This window comes from Sphingomicrobium clamense, from assembly GCF_019264355.1.
Taxonomy (GTDB): Bacteria; Pseudomonadota; Alphaproteobacteria; order Sphingomonadales; family Sphingomonadaceae; genus Sphingomicrobium; species Sphingomicrobium clamense.
In genome coordinates this window covers 2,127,977-2,148,200 of the sequence record NZ_JAHVAH010000001.1, presented here as the reverse complement: position 1 = coordinate 2,148,200, position 20,224 = coordinate 2,127,977, and the positions used below count along the sequence as shown (strand labels likewise).

Annotated in this window: 17 protein-coding genes; 9 read left to right on the top strand and 8 right to left on the bottom strand. The window is 63.8% G+C overall.

Going from position 1 to position 20,224, the window contains the following annotated elements:
• The first annotated feature begins 10 nt into the window (after nt 1–10).
• Both mce and KTQ36_RS10950 read left to right on the top strand, forming a co-directional pair.
• Complete coding sequence (gene mce, locus KTQ36_RS10955; protein WP_218633690.1) at nt 11–430, top strand: methylmalonyl-CoA epimerase; 420 nt, start codon at nt 11–13, stop codon at nt 428–430.
• Nucleotides 430–687 (top strand): hypothetical protein, encoded by a 258-nt coding sequence (locus tag KTQ36_RS10950; protein WP_218633689.1) that lies wholly within the window; start codon nt 430–432, stop codon nt 685–687. Before mce ends, KTQ36_RS10950 begins: the two co-directional genes overlap by 1 nt.
• Here the strand turns inward: KTQ36_RS10950 and KTQ36_RS10945 are convergent.
• Together KTQ36_RS10945 and KTQ36_RS10940 are read right to left on the bottom strand one after the other, a co-directional pair.
• Complete coding sequence (locus tag KTQ36_RS10945; RefSeq protein ID WP_218633688.1) at nt 684–2,060, bottom strand: cytochrome P450; 1,377 nt, start codon at nt 2,058–2,060, stop codon at nt 684–686. The two genes, KTQ36_RS10950 and KTQ36_RS10945, sit on opposite strands and share 4 nt — an antisense overlap.
• The gene (locus tag KTQ36_RS10940) at nt 2,057–3,202 is read right to left on the bottom strand and encodes a hypothetical protein (protein WP_218633687.1); all 1,146 of its coding nucleotides are present in this window, start codon (nt 3,200–3,202) and stop codon (nt 2,057–2,059) included. Before KTQ36_RS10940 ends, KTQ36_RS10945 begins: the two co-directional genes overlap by 4 nt.
• 91 nt (nt 3,203–3,293) lie before the next feature.
• On the opposite strand from KTQ36_RS10940, the gene KTQ36_RS10935 reads away from it, so the two are divergent.
• The 6 genes from KTQ36_RS10935 to KTQ36_RS10910 all read left to right on the top strand — a co-directional run bounded on the left by KTQ36_RS10935 (nt 3,294) and on the right by KTQ36_RS10910 (nt 12,469).
• Entirely contained in the window at nt 3,294–4,055 is a 762-nt protein-coding gene (locus tag KTQ36_RS10935; RefSeq protein ID WP_218633686.1) for an AraC family transcriptional regulator, read from the top strand.
• A 68-nt stretch (nt 4,056–4,123) separates the two neighbouring features.
• Nucleotides 4,124–5,611, top strand: coding sequence for a serine hydrolase (locus tag KTQ36_RS10930; RefSeq protein WP_218633685.1), 1,488 nt, complete (start codon nt 4,124–4,126; stop codon nt 5,609–5,611).
• Between the two features lie 39 nt (nt 5,612–5,650).
• On the top strand, nt 5,651–7,786 hold the full coding sequence (gene scpA / locus KTQ36_RS10925; RefSeq protein WP_218633684.1) for a methylmalonyl-CoA mutase: 2,136 nt from the start codon (nt 5,651–5,653) through the stop codon (nt 7,784–7,786).
• A gap of 7 nt (nt 7,787–7,793) precedes the next feature.
• On the top strand, nt 7,794–9,869 hold the full coding sequence (locus KTQ36_RS10920; RefSeq protein ID WP_218633683.1) for a hypothetical protein: 2,076 nt from the start codon (nt 7,794–7,796) through the stop codon (nt 9,867–9,869).
• A gap of 73 nt (nt 9,870–9,942) precedes the next feature.
• Nucleotides 9,943–10,383 (top strand): hypothetical protein, encoded by a 441-nt coding sequence (locus KTQ36_RS10915; RefSeq protein WP_218633682.1) that lies wholly within the window; start codon nt 9,943–9,945, stop codon nt 10,381–10,383.
• Nucleotides 10,384–10,462: 79 nt separating this feature from the next.
• Nucleotides 10,463–12,469 carry an acetyl-CoA carboxylase biotin carboxylase subunit gene (locus KTQ36_RS10910; RefSeq protein ID WP_218633681.1) on the top strand — a complete coding sequence of 669 codons (2,007 nt, stop codon included), beginning with the start codon at nt 10,463–10,465 and terminating at the stop codon, nt 12,467–12,469.
• Nucleotides 12,470–12,518: 49 nt separating this feature from the next.
• Here KTQ36_RS10910 and KTQ36_RS10905 read toward each other — a convergent pair whose 3' ends face one another.
• Complete coding sequence (locus tag KTQ36_RS10905; RefSeq protein ID WP_218633680.1) at nt 12,519–14,318, bottom strand: YadA-like family protein; 1,800 nt, start codon at nt 14,316–14,318, stop codon at nt 12,519–12,521.
• 447 nt (nt 14,319–14,765) lie between these two features.
• On the opposite strand from KTQ36_RS10905, the gene KTQ36_RS10900 reads away from it, so the two are divergent.
• Nucleotides 14,766–15,446: a Crp/Fnr family transcriptional regulator gene (locus tag KTQ36_RS10900; RefSeq protein WP_218633679.1), complete on the top strand. Its 681-nt coding sequence runs from the start codon at nt 14,766–14,768 to the stop codon at nt 15,444–15,446.
• Here KTQ36_RS10900 and KTQ36_RS10895 read toward each other — a convergent pair.
• From KTQ36_RS10895 to KTQ36_RS10875, 5 genes are read right to left on the bottom strand one after another with little or no spacing between them, the layout of a single operon-like run.
• Nucleotides 15,443–17,053, bottom strand: a complete 1,611-nt coding sequence (locus KTQ36_RS10895) for an AMP-binding protein (protein ID WP_218633678.1) — start codon at nt 17,051–17,053, stop codon at nt 15,443–15,445. The two genes, KTQ36_RS10900 and KTQ36_RS10895, sit on opposite strands and share 4 nt — an antisense overlap.
• Before the next feature lie 11 nt (nt 17,054–17,064).
• Nucleotides 17,065–17,463 carry a RidA family protein gene (locus KTQ36_RS10890; RefSeq protein WP_218633677.1) on the bottom strand — a complete coding sequence of 133 codons (399 nt, stop codon included), beginning with the start codon at nt 17,461–17,463 and terminating at the stop codon, nt 17,065–17,067.
• Nucleotides 17,460–18,611, bottom strand: a complete 1,152-nt coding sequence (locus KTQ36_RS10885) for an acyl-CoA dehydrogenase family protein (protein WP_218633676.1) — start codon at nt 18,609–18,611, stop codon at nt 17,460–17,462. The genes KTQ36_RS10890 and KTQ36_RS10885 overlap by 4 nt, the downstream gene beginning before the upstream one ends.
• On the bottom strand, nt 18,604–19,419 hold the full coding sequence (locus KTQ36_RS10880; protein ID WP_218633675.1) for an enoyl-CoA hydratase family protein: 816 nt from the start codon (nt 19,417–19,419) through the stop codon (nt 18,604–18,606). The genes KTQ36_RS10885 and KTQ36_RS10880 overlap by 8 nt, the downstream gene beginning before the upstream one ends.
• Nucleotides 19,416–20,222, bottom strand: coding sequence for an SDR family NAD(P)-dependent oxidoreductase (locus KTQ36_RS10875; RefSeq protein ID WP_218633674.1), 807 nt, complete (start codon nt 20,220–20,222; stop codon nt 19,416–19,418). The genes KTQ36_RS10880 and KTQ36_RS10875 overlap by 4 nt, the downstream gene beginning before the upstream one ends.
• Nucleotides 20,223–20,224 lie beyond the last annotated feature (2 nt).

The window sequence follows — 20,224 nt, the reverse complement described above, 5'->3', positions numbered from 1 at the left end:
GAGCGAAAAAATGAAGCTGGGTAGGCTCAACCATGTCGGGGTCGCGACGACGTCGATCGAGGCGTCGATCAAACATTATGAGTCGACGATGGGCGCAAGCGTGACGATGGAGCCGTTCGACCTGCCGGCGCAGGGGGTCAAGGTCTGCTTCGTCGACACACCCAATTCGCAGATCGAGCTGATCGAGCCGCTGGGTGACAATTCGCCGATTCACAAGTTTCTCGAGAAGAACCCGCTCGGCGGGCAGCATCATCTCTGCTTCGAAGTGCCCGACATCGAAGAGGCGCGGGCCTGGTTCGAGGGGATCGGCAAGCGCATTCTCGGGCCCACGCGCACGGGGGCGCATGGCACGCCGATCTTCTTCCTCCACCCCAAGGACATGGAAGGCGTGCTGACCGAAATCATGGAAAGTCCGAAGCAGGCGCACTGATGAACGATGCTGCCGTAGACCTGTTCACCGGGATCGTCGCGCTGATCGTGGCGGGGCTGCTGGTCAAGCGCGTCGTGGTGGCGATGCGCGACGGGATCATCCCGCTCTACAAGACTAGGATGACCCGCGAAGAGGCGGGCGAGGCAAAGTTCAAGACGCTGGTCGCGCTCAACATGGTCGGCGCGCTGGCGATGTTCGCGATCGGCTCCGACCTGTTGCTCGACCTGGGCCTGAGAGACGCGCTGACCGGGCGCTAGCGCCGGCGCTCCATCTGCAAGCGGATCCCGTTCTCGCTCCTCAGCGTGAGGCGCGAAATGGGTTTGGGCACATGGCCTTCCACCGGGTTGACCGTCCAGTCGCGCATGATCGTCGCGAGGATGATGACCGCTTCCTGGAGCGCGAACGCCGCGCCGAGGCAGACGCGCGGGCCCTTCGAGAAGGGAAGGTAGGCCTTGCGTTCGCTCTCCTTCGTTTCCTTCCGCTTGTACCGGCCGGGATCGAAGACGTCGGGATCGTCCCAGTGATCGACATGGCGGTGCATCAACCAGGGCGACACGAACAGGATGGCGCCGGGAAGGATATCCTTTTTGCGCATATGCTCGGGCTGCGCAGCGTCGCGCGGAACGAAGGTGACGGGCGGATAGAGGCGCAGCGCCTCGCGGAACACGTCGCGGGTGAAACCCAGCCGCTTCATCTTGGCGAATTCGATGGGGCCGTCGGCGAAGACGGCGTCGGCCTCGGCCTGCATCCGCTCCTGCACTTCGGGCACGTTGGCGATCAGATAGAGCGCCCAGGCGAGCGCCGACGCGCTGGTTTCGTGGCCGGCGAGGAACATGATTCCGATCTGGTCGACCAGTTCCTCTTCGGTGAAGACCTTGCCGGTCTCGGGGTCGCGCGCACGGATGAAGCTGGTTAGGAGGTCGCCCTCGGGGATCTCCTCGCCCTGCTGGATCGCGGCGAGGCGCTGCCGCACGGGGCGGTGGAGCAGCTCGCGGATGCGCGCGGCATATTTCTTCGCGCGCCATTTGCCGACCGACAGCCAGTGCGGGACGCCCGCGAGCGACCAGACCCCGTGGAGCCAGGCGAGCTGCTGGAAATGCTCGAAATTCTCGAAGATCGCTTCGGCATCCTCGCGGCTGAACGGCTGCGAGTAGATGGTGCGGAAGATGACGTCGGCTGTGACGTGCGTCATTTCGAGGTCGATTGCGGTGTCGGGTCCTGCAGCGCCCTCGTCGAAACGCTGCGCCATGGCGTCGGCGGCCTCGCGCATCAGCGGGAAGATACTCTTGATCCGCGTGATGTCGAAGGCGGGGTCCATCATGCGACGCTGCTGTCGCCAGAGGTCGCCGTTGGAATTGAAGATCGACTGGCCGAGGATGAGCTCGAGCATGGTCGACATGAGGTCGGACTTGGGGAAGCGGTCGACATCGGCCTGGAGGATCTCGTTGACCAGTTCGGGCTGGTTGACGAAATACATCGTGCGCCCGGGCAGCCGGACGTCGCCCATCTTCATCTTGTAGCTGCGCTCGTAGAGCGGCCGGATCGAACAGTTGAAGCTTTTGAAAAAGCGCACGAGCGGGTTGAGCTTCTTCGGGTTGGTGGGCGGCTTGGGCGGGACGAATGCGGTCATCGAACCGCTTTCATGGACTTGGCGCGTAGCCGGGTAAAGTCGCGTACCGACGGGCGATGGGCGAAGCGGTCGGCGAGGGCCCGGTCGCCGGCGGTGATCGCGAAATAGTCGTATTCGGCTCGGTGCGCGGTCGCCATGAGATATTGGAAGTGGAGCTGCATCCAGTCGCGGGTCGATTTGGCGAAGGCGGTACCGGCCATGCTCTCGTGGAACTTGGCATTGAGCAGCTTTGGGTTGGCGCGGTCGGCATCGCGGTCGCCGACGACGGTATAGGGGTCGACCAGCGCGAAACAGGCGCCGTCGGGGGGCGCGGAGACATCGATCCAGTCGACACGCTCGCTGGTCGCCACGGCCGCGATGTCCGCGCGCATGGCGTCGGCCTTCGGGTGAAAGGTCAGCCATGGTGTCGTCTGGCCCAAGGTCAGGAGCGAAAGGCGTTGCGTCGGATGCCGCTCGAGCAAGCGCGCGACAAAGCTGATGGCGAGCGAGGTGCCATAGCTGTGTCCGACGATCAGGACTTCGTCATAGCCGGTCGGATCGACGTCATCGGCGAGGTCGTGCAATCGCTCCGCCAGATCGGGCGCCTTGCCGGCGCCGTCGACGAAGTGGAAGTTCACGACCCGGCTGATCCAGGCGATGTTGAACTTGCGCTCGAGCCAGGCCCCCAGGGACAGCAAGGCGACCGCCAGGGCTGTTCCGGCCAGCAGACCGGTCGTCCCGCCAATGGCATAGCCTGCGACGATGATGGCGAGCGCGATGGCAAGGAGGTGGATGAGCGCTGCGAAGGGCAGCATGGCGGTCACGCCTGCCGGCCAACTCCACTGAAACGTGCGTTTGAATGCCCCGACGCCAAGCATCTGGAAGCCGGAACGCAAGGTGGTCCAGCCAATGGCGAGCGGGCGGCGCGGCCAATGGTCGCGAACGATGTCGTCCCATTCGAAATAGCGATAGTCGGTCGTCGTTTCGCCCGAGCGGATTTGCCAGCCGACAAGATGCTCGCCGATGCGCTCGCGCGCGCCGACGTCGGTCTGCTGACCCGTGACCGCGGCCTGCTTTTCGGCTTCCCGCCGATAGAGTTGGTGATAGTGGCGCGCCCCACGCGGGTCGAACCCGCTGAGATAGACTACCAATCGTGTACGCACCCCGCCCATGGCCGCGAGTGATGGGCGAAAAGCGAAAGCGGAGCAAGCGTCGCTCTTGCGCAAGGCGTATTATTCATGTGATACAGTCGGAATGGAGCCGCTACACACCGCCCCCGACGGATCGCGCTGGCGCGTCGTTGAGCGGACCGACGCCTATGAGGCGGGGCTCGTCTATTATGCCGCCGGCGTCCAGCACCCGCGACACGAGCATCGCCGCGCGCAGCTGACCTTCATGCTTACTGGCGGGTTCGAGGAGCAGGCGGATGGCGGCGACGGGGAGCCGACGGGCTGCGTCCATGGATACAAGCCGGCGGGCGCGCGCCATGCCTGTCGCTTCGGGCGCGACGGCGCGCTGATCCTGTCGATCAATTACCGCAACGATGTCGATCCTGGACTGGACTTCATGCCGTTCACGCGCAGCGAGGCCGAGATCGGGCGCACGATGCAGTTGATGTTCGATGGCTGCATCGCGGCGGAGGAGGCGGTGAGCGACCTTGTCGGGGCGATGGGAGTCGAGCGGGAGCCGCTGCGCCGCACGCCGCTATGGCTACGCCATGTCGCCGAGCATTTTGCCGACGACCCGCTCGCCGAGGTCGGGGAAGTGGCGCGCCAGCATGGCATTCATCGCGTGCAGCTCTCGCGAGCCTTCCAGCGGCATCTGGGGATCAGCCCCAGTCGCTATCGCCTGCACTGCAAGGCCGGGCGGGCGGTGCGCTTGCTGATCGAGGACGGCGAGACACCCGTGGCCGCTGCGGCCGGGGCGGGTTTTGCCGACCAGGCGCACCTGACGCGCACTGCGAAGACCCTTTCGGGCATGGCGCCGGGTCGTCTCAGGCGGCTGCTGTCTTCCTGAGCGTTACCTGCGTTCAATCCATCAAGCGATGGGGCCGCTAGGCCGCTCCGACATGATGGAGGACGAGCATGCGTATGATGATGGGAGCAATGGCGATGTTAGCGGCAGCAACGCCTGCAGCGGCCCAGCAGAACGAACGATTTGCGCGAGCGGTGCAGGCGGTCGAGGAACGGCTGCATGCGGTCGACGCGCTGGGTGAATATCCGGGTCGGGCACTGGTCATGGTCAAGCGGGGCGAGGCGCCGATCGTCGACGTGATCGGGAGCACGCGTGCCGAGGGTGGCGTGGCAGCGGATGGCGAGACGCCATTCTACATCGCCTCGATGACCAAGGCGTTCGTCGGGCTGATGGCGGTCCGGCTGGACGAGATGGGGGTGATGCCGCTCGACACGACGATCGGCGAGCTGTTTCCGGAGATGAAGGTCGAGGGGATCGACTTCGATGCGCTGACCATGCGCGATGCGTTGACGCACCAGCTGGGGTTTCGCGCGCCGGCGCTCAACATCCGCACCGCCTATACCGACCTCGTCCCGATCAAGGACTATCCGGCGATCGTCAACGCAGCGGGCGAGGCCAATGGCGAGGCGTTTCGCTACGACAATCTCGGCTATCTTCTCTACGCCGCCGCGCTCGAGGCGAAGACCGGCAAGTCGTGGCGCGCCTGGATCGACGACGTCGTCTTCGATCCGCTCGGCATGACCCATACGAGCGCACGCACGAGCGACTTTCCCGAGGTCAGCCACAGCCATGAAGTGCGCATCGACGGCCCGAAAACGTTCGCGCCCAAGACCGATGCGATCATGCATGCGGCGGGGGGGCTGGTCATCTCCGCCGACGACATGGCGCGCTGGCTGCTGGCCAACGCCGGCGATGCCAGCGCGATTCCGCAGGACGTGATCGACAAGGCGCAGGCGTCGCAAGTGCCGATCGAGATGAGCGGCGGTCCGATGACGTGCACGGGCTACGCATTCGGCTGGCGACGGTGCGAGGCATTCGGGATGACGGTGCTCGGCCATGGCGGCGGCTACACCGGAATGCGGAGCCAGATGCTCGTGCTGCCCGAGGAGGGCGTCGGCTTTGCCATCATGTTCAACAGCGACGCGATGACGGGCGGCCTGTCCGAGCAGATGATGGAAACATTCTTGACCGTCTATGCCGATGGAGAGGCGGAGCTTCCGACCATCGACGCGTTCAAGAAGGCCTATGCCGAGCGGGTGCAGACGCTGAAGGAGCGTCGCCAGGAATATTATGACGGCGTCTGGGACGACGAGCGCTGGGGCGGTTGGGCCTGGCAGCCGAGCGTCGAAGCCTTGTCGGCCTATAGCGGGCGCTACACGCACCCGGCGGCCGGCACCATGGTGGTGAGCATCGGCGAAGGCGCGCTCACTGCGCGGCTCAACGGGATGGCGATCGAGACAAGGCCGGCGAAAGTCGACCTGTTCTGCGCGACGCTGGCGACCGATCCCGAACCCGAGTCGATGGCGTTCGAGCGCGCCGAAGACGGGCGGGTCACGAGCGTAACCTATTCGGGAGTCGGCTTCACCCGGGTCGACTGACGATTGGCATGGCGGTGCTGCCGCGCTAACAGCGCCGCCATGACTGACAAGCCGACACGCAGCGACTGGGAAACCAAGGCCGAGAAGGAAGCGCGGGGGAAGGACCTGAAGGTCACGACGCCCGAAGGGATTACCCTGCAGAACGTCTACGGGCCCGAGGATGCCGAGGGGATCGACCCCGGCTATCCCGGCCTGCCGCCCTATACGCGCGGCCCTTATGCGACGATGTATGCGGGGCGTCCCTGGACGATCCGGCAATATGCGGGCTTCTCGACCGCCGAGGAATCGAACGCTTTCTATCGGCGCAATCTCGAGGCGGGGCAGAAGGGCCTGTCGGTGGCCTTCGATCTCGCCACCCATCGCGGCTATGACAGCGACCATCCGCGCGTCGAGGGCGATGTCGGCAAGGCGGGCGTCGCGATCGACACGGTCGAGGACATGAAGCTGCTGTTCGACGGCATTCCGCTCGACCAGATGAGCGTGTCGATGACGATGAACGGCGCGGTGCTGCCGGTGATGGCCTTCTATATCGTCGCGGGCGAGGAGCAGGGGGTCGACCACGCCCAGCTCTCGGGCACGATCCAGAACGACATCCTCAAGGAGTTCGCGGTCCGCAACACCTATATTTATCCGCCCGCGCCGAGCATGCGGATTGTCAGCGACATCATCGGCTATACGGCGGAAGAGATGCCGCGGTTCAACTCGATCTCCATTTCGGGCTATCACATGCACGAGGCGGGGGCGACGGCGGTGCAGGAGCTCGCCTACACGCTCGCCGACGGGCTCGAATATGCGCGCACCGCGATGGATGCGGGCATGGACCTCGACAGTTTCGCGCCGCGCCTCAGCTTCTTCTTCGGCATCGGCATGAATTTCTTCATGGAGATCGCGAAGCTGCGCGCCGCGCGGACCTTGTGGGCGCAGATCATGACGGATCTGGGCGCGAGGTCGGAAAAGTCCAAGCTATTGCGCACGCATTGCCAGACGTCGGGCGTGTCGCTGACCGAGCAGGACCCATACAACAACGTGATCCGAACCACGATCGAGGCAATGGCCGCCACGCTGGGCGGGGCGCAGAGCCTGCATACCAACAGTTTCGACGAGGCGATTGCGTTGCCGACCGATTTCTCGGCGCGGATCGCGCGCAACACGCAGCTGATCCTGGCCGAGGAAAGCGGGATCACCGCGGTCGCCGACCCGCTGGGCGGAAGCTATTATATCGAGAACCTCACCAACGAACTGGTCGAGCGCGCGCGCAAGCTGATCGGCGAGGTCGAGGAGCATGGCGGCATGACCAAGGCGGTGGCCGAGGGGCTGCCCAAGGCGCGGATCGAGGAAGCCGCTGCCGAGCGCGCGGCCAAGGTCGACACGGGCGAGACGGTCATCGTCGGCGTCAATCGTTATCGGCTGAAGGACGAGCCCGAAATCGAGATTCTCGAGATCGACAATGCCAAGGTACGCCGCAGCCAGATCGAGCGGATCGAGCGGGTCAAGGCCGAGCGTGACGAGGACGAAGTGCAGGCTGCGCTGGCCGCGCTCGAAGAGGGCGCGCGCGGCAACGAGAACCTCCTGCGCCTGTCGGTGCGCGCGGCGCGGGCGCGCGCGACGCTGGGCGAGATCAGCTACGCGCTGGAAAAAGCGTTCGGACGCTACGATACGCGGCCGCAACCGGTCTCGGGCATCTATGGCCAGCGCGACGATGATGAATGGTTGTCGGTCGTCGAAGGCACCAAGTCCGTCGCCAGCCGCATGGGCCGCGCGCCCAAGATGTTCGTCGCCAAGATGGGGCAGGACGGACACGATCGCGGGGCCAATCTGGTGAGCTCCGCCTTCGGCGATCTCGGCTTCGATATCGTCGCCGGCCCGCTCTTCCAGACCCCGCTCGAAGCGGCGGAAATGGCGGTCGAGGAGGACGTCGACGTGGTCGGCGCGTCGAGTCTCGCCGCAGGGCACAAGACGCTGATCCCCGAGCTGATCGGTCATCTCAAGTCGATGGGGCGCAGCGATATTAAGGTCGTTGCCGGCGGCGTCATCCCGCCGCAGGATTACGACTATCTGCGCCAGGCGGGCGTGCAGGCCATCTTCGGTCCAGGCACCAACCTCGCCGATGCCGCGGAAGAGGTACTGCGCCTGCTCGGCCACAACAAGCCGCCCAAGGACGAGGCGGCGGAGTGAGCACGTATTGCGTGCTCGAATTCACTTGAGATTCTTCGGGATCGATATTCCTACGCAGGTGGTCGCGCGGACGATGATGGGCGCGACGCTGGTTTTTGCGGTCGCCATGATCGTCATCGACTCGCTTGTCCTGCGCTACGCACATCCATTGGCCTCGCTCGATGGTGCGATGCAGACGTGGTTTGCGTTGCAGAATTTTTCGAGTGGCGCCCAGCTGGGCCACGATTTTCACTCATATCTTGGCGTGACATCGCTCTTGGTGCTGGTCCCATTTTTTGTGGTGCTGGGCTCTAATGTCTGGGCTTCCACAGTGGCAGCGGGAGCCGTCATCGCTGCCGGTCATCTCATCTCGATTTGGGGGCTTACTCGGCTCGCACGGTGGCCGGGCGCTGTCCTGCGATGGGCCTTGGTCGCGGCGGCACTGATCCTGCTTCATCTCTTTGGCGCGGAGCAGCTGATTGATCCAGGAGTCTCGCTTCGTCCTTTACGGTGGGCGCTACCACTTCTGATGCTTCCAGTCGTTCTTCCTGCGTTGCGTCAAAGCCTGTTGGGGAGCGCATCAAAGTCGGGAGCGGCGATGGGCTTGGTCGCTGGCTTCGGCCTACTGTGGTCGAACGATTCCGGCATTCCAGTCCTGCTGGCGCTGCTTGGCGCTGCCGTACTTTGCCATCTGCGAGATTGGCGCCGCATGGCGGTCACGCTCTTTTCGATATTAGGCACGGCGTTTCTGACGGCGACCCTTAGTCTGCTAATTGTCACTCGCGGTGAACCCCTGGCCTGGCTCCGTTATAATTTCGTCTCGGTGCCTTCCGAGCAGATCTGGTACTTCGGTCAGTGGGGCAGAGAAGATCGATTATTGAGCGCGTCTGATCTCTGGCACCTTATCTCGCCGATGACCGCGTTTCAGAGGCTGTCACTTCTCATTTTGCTCATCGGCATCCTAGTCGCCGTGGTGCGACGTCTTCGAGGCCGTGGCGCACCTGCCCGTTTATCGTCTTATCTTTTTGTGGCCACAGCTTCCTTGGGAATGGCGCTCCTGCCCCAACTCGGGGGCCACGTTTATCCATCGTATTTCTACAGTATCGTCATGGTCGCTTGGGCATCGCCATTCATCGTTTTTGGGCCGCAGATCTTCCGCGCCCTCAAGCGATACAAAGACGTTCTCCTATCGGCATCGGTGATCGGGACGATCGCGCTGATGGGTGCGGTCGTGGCGGTCCAGTCACGAGTGACACAAAAGCTGATCGAGAACAGGGCCGATGAGCCATTCGTGGACGCCCTCGGATTTCATGTCGAGCGGCAGATTGCCGAGGAGATGGACGCGTTCGCTCGAATTATGCGCCGTCTTGATATCGACCGCAGTAGTGGGCCATCGCTCCTGTCCACTTACACGTCCCAGATGAATATCATCACTGGAAATGAGCGCACGCCGACGCCCTACGGGTCGATCATCCATGCGCTCGGAAGCAAGGCTCGCGACGAGTACGTGTCGGTGGTAGCGGAACGCAAGGTCTCCGCGGTCACGATCATTTCTCCCAGTTACAACGCATGGGGCGACTGGGCTATGCGGGCGAACTGGCCATTTTTCCGAGCGCTTGCGAAAAACTATCGACCGGTGGCTCGGGGGAGCCAGCATATCTTGTGGGTCAGCCGAGACGGCGAGGACGTGTCGGAAGGACCTGCCAATTGCGAGATCTCTCGCATGGGAGATAGGAAATGGACACTTCATGTACGTGCAGGCGGCGCCGGGATGGTCGATCTCGGCATCACCATGCGGATCGAAAAGAGTCTCCGGCCTGTCATTGTCGCGAAGGAAAGGAGTCGATCCGCCCGGAGCGCGCTCGTGCGCGAAGGTTGGCAGGGCGCCCCATATTACGGGGTGCAGCCGGTCGTCAGTCCACGACTTGCCATCAATCTTGAAGAGGGCGGAACCGCCGCGCTCGACATAGAGCGTTACGATGATGGCTCTCTAGAGATTGAGAGTTGCCAAGCTCGTTTGATCCCCTGGTATGATTTTGATGCTCTTCCGACATTTTCGCAGCATTTGATTGCGGAAAACCTTCGCGAGGAGCGTACGGAATAACCTGTGTTAACCAGACTCCACTTATCCGGAGTTTTCTGCTAGTTCCCGAGTCCTTCAATAGGGGAGAACAACAATGAAAATCATTGGCTTCGCCGCGCTCGCGGCGATGAGTGCTGTTGCGTGCGCGTCTCCTGTCTCGGCTCAGGATGCCACGATCGAGCGAGCGCCGCTCGATTGGTATTATGTGAGCTATGTCAACTATAACCCCGACGAGCGGGAATGGGTCGAGGAGTGGCAGGAGAATTATCTCATCCCTGCCTACAAGGCGGCCGGCATGGTCCCGCCCAAATATTACCACATGAACACCGGGCGCTGGGAGATGATCGTCATCAACCATATGCCAGGCGGACCCGACATGATGAGCTGGGCTGAAAATCCCATGGCAGAGAAGATCGACGCCGAACTCGTCAAGCTGGTCGGAAGCGAGGAGGAACTCGCCAAGATGCGCAAGCGCTATGCCGACGCGCAGACCGACTGGACGGGGGGCCTCGGCCATATCGACCGGAACGAATAGTCCGGCGACTTGATGAAAGTCGTATGGGGCGGCATAGGCGCTTGAGGCCTGTGCCGCCCCATGTTTTTGCGGAGTTTGCATGTTCAAGAAGATCCTGATCGCCAATCGCGGGGAAATCGCCTGCCGCGTCATGCGCAGCGCGAAGAAAATGGGGATCGCGACGGTCGCGGTCTATTCGGATGCCGATGCCAAGGCGCCGCACGTCCAGATGGCGGACGAAGCGATCAACATCGGGCCTGCGGCAGCGGCGGAGAGCTACCTCGTCGCCGACAAGATCATCGCCGCGTGCAAGGAAACGGGCGCCGAGGCGGTGCATCCGGGTTACGGCTTCCTGTCCGAACGCGCGTCCTTCGTCGAAGCGCTCGACAAGGCCGGTATCGCCTTCATCGGCCCGCCCGCGCCCGCGATCGCGGCGATGGGCGACAAGATCGAATCCAAGAAGCTGGCCAAGGAAGCAGGCGTCAACGTGGTGCCCGGCTATCTCGGCGAGATCGCAGATACGGACGAGGCGGTGAAAATCGCAAACGATATCGGCTACCCCGTCATGATGAAGGCGTCGGCCGGCGGCGGCGGTAAGGGCATGCGGCTTGCCTATAGCGAGAAGGACGTGCGCGAAGGCTTCGAGGCGACCAAGCGCGAGGGGCTCAACTCGTTCGGTGACGACCGTGTCTTTATCGAGAAGTTCATCGAAGAGCCGCGCCACATCGAGATTCAGGTGCTCGGCGACAAGCACGGCAACATTGTCTATCTGGGCGAGCGCGAATGCTCGATCCAGCGCCGCCACCAGAAGGTGATCGAGGAAGCGCCTTCGCCCTTCGTCACGCCCGAAATGCGCAAGAAGATGGGCGAACAGGCCGTCGCGCTGGCACGCGCGGTCGACTATCACTCGGCCGGGACGGTGGAGCTGATCGTGTCCGGCAAGGACAAGACCGGCGACAGCTTCTACTTCCTCGAGATGAATACTCGCCTGCAGGTCGAACACCCGGTTACCGAAGAAATCACCGGTGTCGACCTGGTCGAGCAGATGATCCGCGTCGCTTATGGCGAGAAGCTGCCATTCAAGCAGGACGACATTGCCCATGACGGCTGGGCAATCGAAGCGCGCGTCTATGCCGAGGATCCCTATCGCGGTTTCCTGCCTTCGACGGGGCGCCTGACCACCTACTCCCCGCCGCTGGAGCAGCGCGACGAGGATGGCGTGGTGCGGGTCGATGACGGCGTCGCCGAGGGCGGCGAAGTGTCGATGTTCTACGACCCGATGATCGCCAAGCTGATCACCCATGGCGACAGCCGTGAGGAAGCGATCGACCTGGCGGTCGAGGCGCTCGACGCGTTCGAGATCGAAGGCCTGTCGGACAATGTCGACTTCCTCTCGGCACTGCTTCAGCACGAGCGTTTCCGTTCGGGCGAGCTCACGACCGGCTTTATCGCCGAGGAGTATCCGGAAGGGTTCGAGGGTGCGCCGACCGATGATGTGTTGCGGACCGATCTTGTCGCACTGGCCGCCGTGGTGGCGATGACGCAGGAAACGCGCATGGCGCTGATCGATGGGCAGTTGGGCGAACCGGCATTCCCGTCAATGGAGCAAGCCGTCTACCTCGATGGCGAGCGGCACGATGTCACGGTCGATCCCTATGACGGCGGCACTGTCGTCGGGATCGGCGATGAAGAGATCGACGTGGTCGCCGACTATTTTCCCGGCCAGTCGCTGCTGGTCGCCGAGTGCGACGACCGGCGTCGCATCGTTCAGGTCAAGACCAACGGCCGCGGGTTCAAGCTGACCACGCGCGGACGCGTGCACGAGGCACGCATGCTACGTCGCGAAGTCGCCGACCTGATGGGGCATATGCCCGAGAAGGTCGCGCCCGATCTCTCAAAATATCTGATGGCGCCTATGCCGGGGCTGCTGACCAAGCTGCAGGTTGGCGAGGGCGACAAGGTCGAGGCCGGCCAGCCGCTTGCCGTGGTCGAGGCGATGAAGATGGAGAATATCCTGCGTGCCGAGAAGGCTGCAACCGTCAAGGCCATCCCCGTCGAAGAAGGCGCTAGCCTCCAGGTCGACGAAGTCATCGTCGAATTCGAATAAGAAATGGGACGCCCGGTGAGAAGGCGTCCCATTTCCGCGTGATCGTTCGTCAGAACTGGAAACCGGCTCCGACATTTGCGCCCACGCTTTCGCTCGAGTCATAGGTGACCCCGAGCTTGTAGATCGAGCGCCCGTTCGCGGCGCGGTAGGACCCGCCGATCGCGAACCCGACGCGGCCCCGATAGAAACCGAAGCCACCCGACAGCATCGGTCGACCCTCGATCATCGATTGCGGAAGCGCCGCTGCGGCCAGCGCGCCGGCCGTCCCGGCACGCGCGTCACGCGAGGCATTGCGGATATCCTCGCCCAGATCGAACGCCAAGTCGTTGAGCACCATGTCGGTATAGCTGTTTGCTCCCGCCGCGACCGCGTCGAGCTGGCGGCGGTTGACCGCATCGGTGGCCGCAACGCCATCGGCCAGCCCGGTAATCGTCACCGGCGCATTCGGGTCTCCGCCCTGGAGCGTGACCGTGTTGGTCCGGTTGCCCATGCCATCATCGTCGTAGGAAACAGCATTTACCGTCGTGAAGGACAGGCCATAAAGCTGCCCGCCATTGATGGCATCGGTGGAACCTGCAGTGATCGATCCGTCGGCGACATTGGTCACCGAGACCGGTGTGGTCCCGTCGCCCAGATCGACAGCCGTCTGCGTCGCGTCAGTATATTGAACGCTATTCTGGCCGAGCGCGAGCGCCTGGTCGGCAGTCGTCTGCACGTCGTAAAGCTGCCCGCCGTTGACGGCATCGGTCGAGCCCATGCTGACGTCACCGGCAGCGACATTGTGGACCGCGACCGGCCCCGGAGCCGCACCGACCAGCGTGACGTCGTTGGTCGGCGTGCCGCCATTGGGCGTCGTCGGCGTTCCCGGATCGCTATACTGAACCGGTCCGGTGCCCCCATTCGCGACCTGGACCGACAGGTTGGTGATCGCCGTCGTATTGGCGCCGACCTGCTGATTGGTGGCGAAGAGCTGCGATCCGTTGACGGCGTCGCTCGACGTGGCGGTCACCGCGCCATCGGCAACATTGGTGATCGTTGTGCGGCCGGCGCCTTCCAGCGTCACAGTCGTCATCGTCGCATCGTCATACTGGACCGCCATGTCGGCAACGGCCTGAAGCTGGCCGAGATTGACGGCATCGGTCGCCTGCGTTCCGTCAGCGACATTGGTGATCTGCCGCTCGTTGCCCGGACTCCCGACCGAGACTTCGCCGACCGACGTGCCCGCGACCGCGCCGCGACTGGCGACGCTGTCGGCGCCGAGCGCGACGCTGTTGGCTGCGGTGACACTGGTCCCTTCGCCGAGCGCGACCGAGCCATCGGCGCCCGCGCCGACGGTGGCGCCAGTTCCGATTGCGATCGAGGCGACGGCGCTGGCATCGGTCGACGCATCGTTGCCGAGCGCGATCGAATCGATCTCTCCGGCCAGCGCCTCGCGGCCGCTTTCGCCAAGTCCCGTGATGCGATTTCCGCCCAGCGAAAGTCCGGCGTCGTCGGCAAGGACGAAGCTGGTCGCTTCGGCGTCGCACTGGTCGCTGGGCCCAACGAGCGTGCCATCATTGGCGAGCACCTCCAAGGTGATGTCGCTGCCCGATGCAGCGGTCGTCAGCAACCCGGTCACGTCGACGTTAAGCGGTGTCGGAAGCGCCGCACCAAGGACGGCGTCAAACAGCGTCAACTCGGCCAACGTATCGTTCACGGTCGTCTCGATGGGGTCATAGATTCCGATGACGACATCATCGAGAACCCCGGTAATCGTCGAGGGTGGCAGCGACACGCGGCTGCAGACCGATACGATGGTTCTGTCGTCGGCGGGCGGCAAGGCCTGCGCATGGGCTTGCGACACCGTCATCAAGTTGATCCCGACGATCGCGGCCGATGAGAGAAGGATGACGCCTTTACAGGTCCAGTAGACTTCACACGAAAGGATGCTTCGTTGCTCACCTGGGTCATTGCACTCTCCTATACTATGATAGTGAGGGAGCTATTCCACCGAAACGGTGAAGCGCAACTTATCAAACGTGAAAAAGACAAATAAATTCAAATATGTACGGTAGCTAACCTTTGTCTGTATTACACTGGACTCCAACATGTATGGCGATTGACTTCGGATTGTATTCCAGAATACTCAACTGTCTCATGTGTATGTTGCTTTACATTAAGTTCTATGGGAAATTAATCGGGCCGAGTCGTTCTGCTGTTCCAGTGAGGTGGCGTTGTGATGAACAGGTTGCTGGCAAGTATGCCCGAGCGCGCCCGACGCGCGCTAGAGAATGTCGGAAGTGAAATTGTTTTCTCCATGGGAGAGTATCTGCCGGCCGACGATCTCAAGGGAAATTTCGTCTTCGCGATCGAAGAGGGCGTGGTCTCGCATGCGATCCGTAGCCCGAGCGGCAATCTCGTCGACATGGGGATTGGCGGCCCCGAGAGCATCTTTCCGTTTGCCGGCCTGCTCGGCGTCTCCGCCTGCTCCGGCGCCGCGATGGCACAGGTCGATAAGGTGCGGGCGCGTCGTATCGCGATCGACGACTTTCGTGGGGTTATAGGCGATTGCGAGGAATGCCGGTCGATCCTGAATCATTGGATGTACGCCTCCATGATGCAGGTTTATTCGACCGTCGTCGCTGCCCGCGAGGCCGACATTGTCGGGCAGGTCGCGCGTTGGCTGCTAATGTGTCACGACCGGACCGTAGGCGATGAATTGCAAATCACGCACGAGCTGTTGGCCCAGCTCTGCAATGCTTATCGACCGACAGTGACCAATGCCCTCGCAAAGCTCCGCGCGAAGGGAGCGATCACCTGCGGTCGCGGCCGCATTACCATTCTCTCACGTCAGGCCCTCGCGGCGGAGGCCGGGCCCCATTATGGGCAATTCGAAGCCTATTATAGGGAGACGATCGGGCCCTTCGGAAAGGCCGCGCCAACACCGGCGCACAATGACCGCCTGGTCGCCTTTTCCGACCTGCGGGCGCTTGGTTAGACTGCTGACGGACCGGATCCGGATCCGGAGCGCAGTTCAATGCGGCGCAATTTTCCGGTCGCGGTTTTCGGCAGACTTTCGCGAAATTCGATCTCCCGCGGATATTTGTAGGGCGCAATCTTTTCTTTCACGAAACCTTTGAGTTCATCGATCAGTGAGTCCGAAGGTTCGTGGCCCGGGGCGGGGACAATGAAGGCCTTTACCTTCTGCCCGCGCTCCTCGCACGGCACGCCGATGACCGCGCATTCGGCGACGGCGTCGTGCGCCAGGAGCGCATTTTCGACTTCGGGCGCGCCGATATTGTAGCCGCTCGAGATGATCATGTCGTCGGACCGGGCGCGGTACCAGAAATAGCCCTCGACATCCTTGACGTAGGTGTCGCCGGTGACGTTCCAACCGTCGACGACATAGTCGGCCTGGCGCGGGTCGGAGAGATAGCGGCAGCCGGTCGGACCCTTGATGGCGAGGCGGCCTTCGCCTTTCTCCATCGGCCGGTCGTTCTCGTCGAGCACGGTGGCCTCGTAGCCCGGCACTGCCTTGCCGGTGCTGCCCGCCTTGATGTCGTCCCCGCTTGCCGAGATGAAAATGTGCATGAGCTCGGTCGAGCCGATCCCGTCGACAAGCGCGAGACCGGTACGCTCGTGCCAAGCGTGCCACGTCGCCTCAGGCAGATGCTCGCCCGCGCTCACGCAGGTATCGAGCGTCTTCAATGCCTCGTCGAGCTTGGGGTGCGAGAGCAGCGCCTTGTATGCGGTGGGTGCAGTCGCGACGTGCGTCACGCCATGGGCGGTGATCGCGTCCATCAGTGGGTCGGGGCCGGGCTTCTCGAAGGTCGCGGCAGTCGCGCCGAAGCGGAAGGGGAACATCAGCGTCATGCCCAACCCGAAAGTGAAGGCAAGCGGCGCGCTGGTCGCCCAGACCTGGCCGGGTGCGGGAGCGAGCAGATGCTTCGCAAACGTGTCGCACGGGGCGAGGATGTCGCGATGATAGTGGACGCAGCCCTTGGGAATGCCGGTGGTGCCGCTGGTGAAGGCAATTAGCGCGGGATCGTCGCGGCCCGTGTCGGCGGGCCGCGCAGGTTCGAGGTCGGCGGTGCGGTTTTCGAGATTTCCCTGCCCGTGGTCGCCGTCATAGGTGGTGACGCTACAGAGGTGACGCGTCTGCTCCTCGGCATCGCGGAAGTCGCCGATGAAGCGGCTGTCGACCAACGCATGCGCAATCTCGGCCTTGTCGATGATGGTCGCGATCTCGCCGGCGCGCAGGATGGGCATCGTGGCCACCACGATCCCGCCCGCCTTGAGCACACCGAGCCAGCAAGCGAACAGCGTGTAGCAATTGGGGCCGCGCAGCAGCACGCGCTCGCCGGGCACGATGCAGCATGTCTCGACCAGGTAGCGGGCGATGCGTCCGGAGAAATTGTCGATCTCTGCGTAAGTCCAGCTGCCCATGTCGTTGACGACCGCAACGGCATCAGCCGCGCCGCCCCTGAGTAGCTCTTCGGCAGCATTCAGGCGTTCGGGATATTGCAGCTCGGGCAGGGTAAACAGGAATTCGGGCTGCTCGCTTTCCGGCGGCAGGTGTCGTTCGACAAAATCGTCGCGGGTCATGGAGCCCCCTCCTACTCAGGTACGACCGCGGTCGCCTCGATCTCGATCTTCGCCTTGTCCTCGACCAGCCTGCTGACCTCTACCAGCGCCATCGTCGGATAGACGGGACCCAGCACCCGCTTCCAAGCCGCGCCAATGTCGCGCGCCTCACGCAGATACTCGTCGCGATCGGTGACGTAGGCGGTCATGCGGGCAAGGTGCTCGGGCTTCGCGTCGGCCTCGGCGAGAATGGCGACAATGTTATGAAGCACCTGCTCGAACTGGCCGGTGAGCGTTCCGGCCTCGAACTCCTCGCGCTCGTTCCAGCCGACGACACCCGCCGTAAAGACCAGGCGACCCGTCGCGGCGATGCCGTTGGCGTAACCCTTGGGTCGCGGCCATCCGGGCGGCTGGAGAATCTCGCGGCTCATCGCCCCTCCTTGACCAGCGTCTTGCCGATCACCTGGCGCTGCACTTCGCTCGCGCCCTCGTAAATGCGTAGGGCACGAATTTCGCGGTAAAGTTCCTCGACCTTCGAGCCGACTTCCACGCCGCGACCGCCGTGGAGCTGGACGGCTGCATCGATGATCGACTGCGCTTCCTCGGTGGCGTGGAGCTTGGCCATCGCGGCCTCTCGGCGATGATCCTCGCCGGGCCGCATATCCTGCTCGTAGGCGGCCCGGGCGATGAGGAGCGCACTGGCATCGAGCGAAGTCGCCATGTCGGCAAGCCGTGCCTGCGTGACGGGATGATCGGCGAGCGGCGCGCCGCCGAGATTGCGCTCGCGTGAGAAGGCAAGGGCCTCGTCGAGCGCGCGGCGGGCGAAACCCAGCGCGGCTGCTCCGACGGTTACCCGGAAGAGGTTCAAAGTCTGCATCGCGATCTTGAAGCCGTCGCCTTCCTCACCGAGCCGGCAGCCGTCCGAGACCCGGACGTTCTCGAGGCTGAGCTCGGCGAGCGGATGCGGGGCGATTGTGTTGATGCGGCGGCTGACGGTCAGGCCGGGGGTGGAAACGGGAAGGACGAAGGCCGAAAGGCCGCGCGCGCCGTCCTCGGGCGAACCCGTGCGGGCGAAGAGGGTGACGACGTCTGCGATCGTGCCGTTGGAAATGAAGCTTTTCGCGCCGTTGATGACATAGCCGTCAGTGTCGCGGGTTCCGGTCGTGGAGATGGCGGCGACATCGCTGCCCGTGTCGGGTTCGGTCAGCGCGAAGGCGGCGATGGCCTCGCCCTTGCCGACGCGGGGCAGCCAGATCTTCTTGATCTCGTCGCCTCCGAACAGGCTGATCGCGCCCGAACCGAGGCCCTGCATCGCAAAGCTGAAGTCCGCCAGGCCCGCCTGGTAGGCGAGCGCGGCGCGGATGATCGCGAGACGGCGGACGTCGGGCAGGTCGCCATTATGCGCGACGGTATGTTCGAGAAAACCCGCGCGGCCGAGCATCACGACAATGGTGCGGCATTCGGCGTCGACGTCGCTGCCATGCGCGTGGCTGAGATTCTTCTGCGCCCAGTCGCGCACTTCGCCCTCGAGCGCGCGATGCTCATCATCGAAGAAGGGCCAGTCGGTCCAGTCAGTCACCCTTGAACTCCGGCTTGCGCTTGTTGGCGAAGGCCTCGAAGGCGCGGGTGAAGTCGTTGGTCTGCATGCAGATCGCCTGCGCCTGTGCCTCCATCTCGAGCGCGGTGTCGATGGGAACGGCGAACTCCATGTCGAGCTGCCGCTTGGTCATGGCGTGCGCGAAGGCCGGCCCGGTAGCGATGTCGGTGGCGAGCTCGGTCGCTTCGGCGAGCGGATCGTCGGAAAGGCGCTGGTAGAAGCCCCAGTCGCGCCCTTCCTCGGCGCCCATCGAGCGCCCAGTGTAGAGCAGGTCGGCGGCGCGTCCGTGGCCGATCAAACGTGGCAAAACGGCGCAAGCGCCCATGTCCGCGCCTGCCAACCCGACGCGGGTGAAGAGGAAGGCGGTCTTGGCATCGGGCGCTGCGACGCGCAGGTCGCTCGCCATGGCGAGGATCGCGCCCGCGCCCGCAGCGACACCTTCGACCGCCGCCACGATCGGCTGCGGACAGGCGCGCATGGCCCGGACGAGATCGCCGGTCATGCGGGTAAAGGCGAGCAGTTCGGGCATCGCCATCTTGGTCAGCGGCTCGATAATCTCGAACACATCGCCGCCCGAACAGAAATTGCCGCCCGACCCAGTGATGACAATGGCGCGGACGTCCGGCGTGACGACGAGGTCGCGGAAAGTGTCGCGCAGCTCCGCATAGCTGTCGAAGGTCAGCGGGTTCTTCTTCTCCGGCCGGTCGAGCGTGATGGTCGCCACGCCCGTATCCCCGTCGTAGGCCCAGCGAAAATGGTCGGGCTTGAAGTGGGGCGGGTGGAGGCTCACGCGTCCGTGCCGCCGTCGATGGTCAGCGCCGCGCCGTTGATGTCGCGGCTGATCGGCAGGCACAGGGTCATCACCTGCGTCGCGATCCCGTCGGGCGAGACGAGGCGGCCGTGGGCGTTCATCTGCTCGATCGCGGCGCGGCCTTCATCCTCGCTCCGCCCGGTTTTTTCCTGGATTCTCGCGACCGACTGGTCGGTCATCGGCGTGTCGACATAGCCGGGGCAGATGGCGTTCACGGTCAACGACGCCTGCGCATATTCGCGCGCCAACGAGCGGCTGAGGCCGAGCAGGCCGTGCTTCGACGCGCCGTAATGCGCCGCGTAGGGAATGCCGCGCAGCGAAGCGACCGAAGCGATGAAGATGAGGCGGCGATCCTCGCCCGACAACAGGTCGCCGATCGCGGCCTGCGCGCAGTCGAACGCGCCGGTGAGGTTGACCGACATGATGCGATGCCAGTCCTCGCGCTTCATCTTGTGGAACGGGCTAGAGTCGGCGATCCCTGCATTGACGATCAGATAGTCGATCGGCCCGTTCGCCTCGCGCGCCTTGGCATAGGCCGCCTCGATCGCGTCGCGGTCGGTAATGTCGCAGCTGATCGCCTGGCCGTCCGTGTCGGCGGCGACCGCCTCGAGCGGTTCGATCCGGCGACCCAACAGGCTGACCTTGCAGCCGGCGGCGTGGAGGTGGCGGGCACAGGCGGCGCCGATGCCGCTCCCCCCACCGGTGATGACGGCGTGACGTCCGTCCAGCATCTGTCCCTTTTCCATGGCCGGAACGATGGCGGAAGCGAGGGCGAGGCGCAAGC

Excerpts from the sequence above, each read along its gene's own strand:
- scpA (WP_218633684.1), top strand. The coding sequence starts at position 5,651 with ATGACTGACAAGCCGACACGCAGCGACTGGGAAACCAAGGCCGAGAAG.
- KTQ36_RS10910 (WP_218633681.1), top strand. The coding sequence starts at position 10,463 with ATGTTCAAGAAGATCCTGATCGCCAATCGCGGGGAAATCGCCTGCCGC.
- KTQ36_RS10915 (WP_218633682.1), top strand. The coding sequence starts at position 9,943 with ATGAAAATCATTGGCTTCGCCGCGCTCGCGGCGATGAGTGCTGTTGCG.
- KTQ36_RS10905 (WP_218633680.1), bottom strand. The coding sequence starts at position 14,318 with ATGACGGTGTCGCAAGCCCATGCGCAGGCCTTGCCGCCCGCCGACGAC.
- KTQ36_RS10950 (WP_218633689.1), top strand. The coding sequence starts at position 430 with ATGAACGATGCTGCCGTAGACCTGTTCACCGGGATCGTCGCGCTGATC.
- mce (WP_218633690.1), top strand. The coding sequence starts at position 11 with ATGAAGCTGGGTAGGCTCAACCATGTCGGGGTCGCGACGACGTCGATC.
- KTQ36_RS10930 (WP_218633685.1), top strand. The coding sequence starts at position 4,124 with ATGCGTATGATGATGGGAGCAATGGCGATGTTAGCGGCAGCAACGCCT.
- KTQ36_RS10945 (WP_218633688.1), bottom strand. The coding sequence starts at position 2,060 with ATGACCGCATTCGTCCCGCCCAAGCCGCCCACCAACCCGAAGAAGCTC.
- KTQ36_RS10895 (WP_218633678.1), bottom strand. The coding sequence starts at position 17,053 with ATGACCCGCGACGATTTTGTCGAACGACACCTGCCGCCGGAAAGCGAG.
- KTQ36_RS10900 (WP_218633679.1), top strand. The coding sequence starts at position 14,766 with ATGGGAGAGTATCTGCCGGCCGACGATCTCAAGGGAAATTTCGTCTTC.
- KTQ36_RS10935 (WP_218633686.1), top strand. The coding sequence starts at position 3,294 with ATGGAGCCGCTACACACCGCCCCCGACGGATCGCGCTGGCGCGTCGTT.
- KTQ36_RS10890 (WP_218633677.1), bottom strand. The coding sequence starts at position 17,463 with ATGAGCCGCGAGATTCTCCAGCCGCCCGGATGGCCGCGACCCAAGGGT.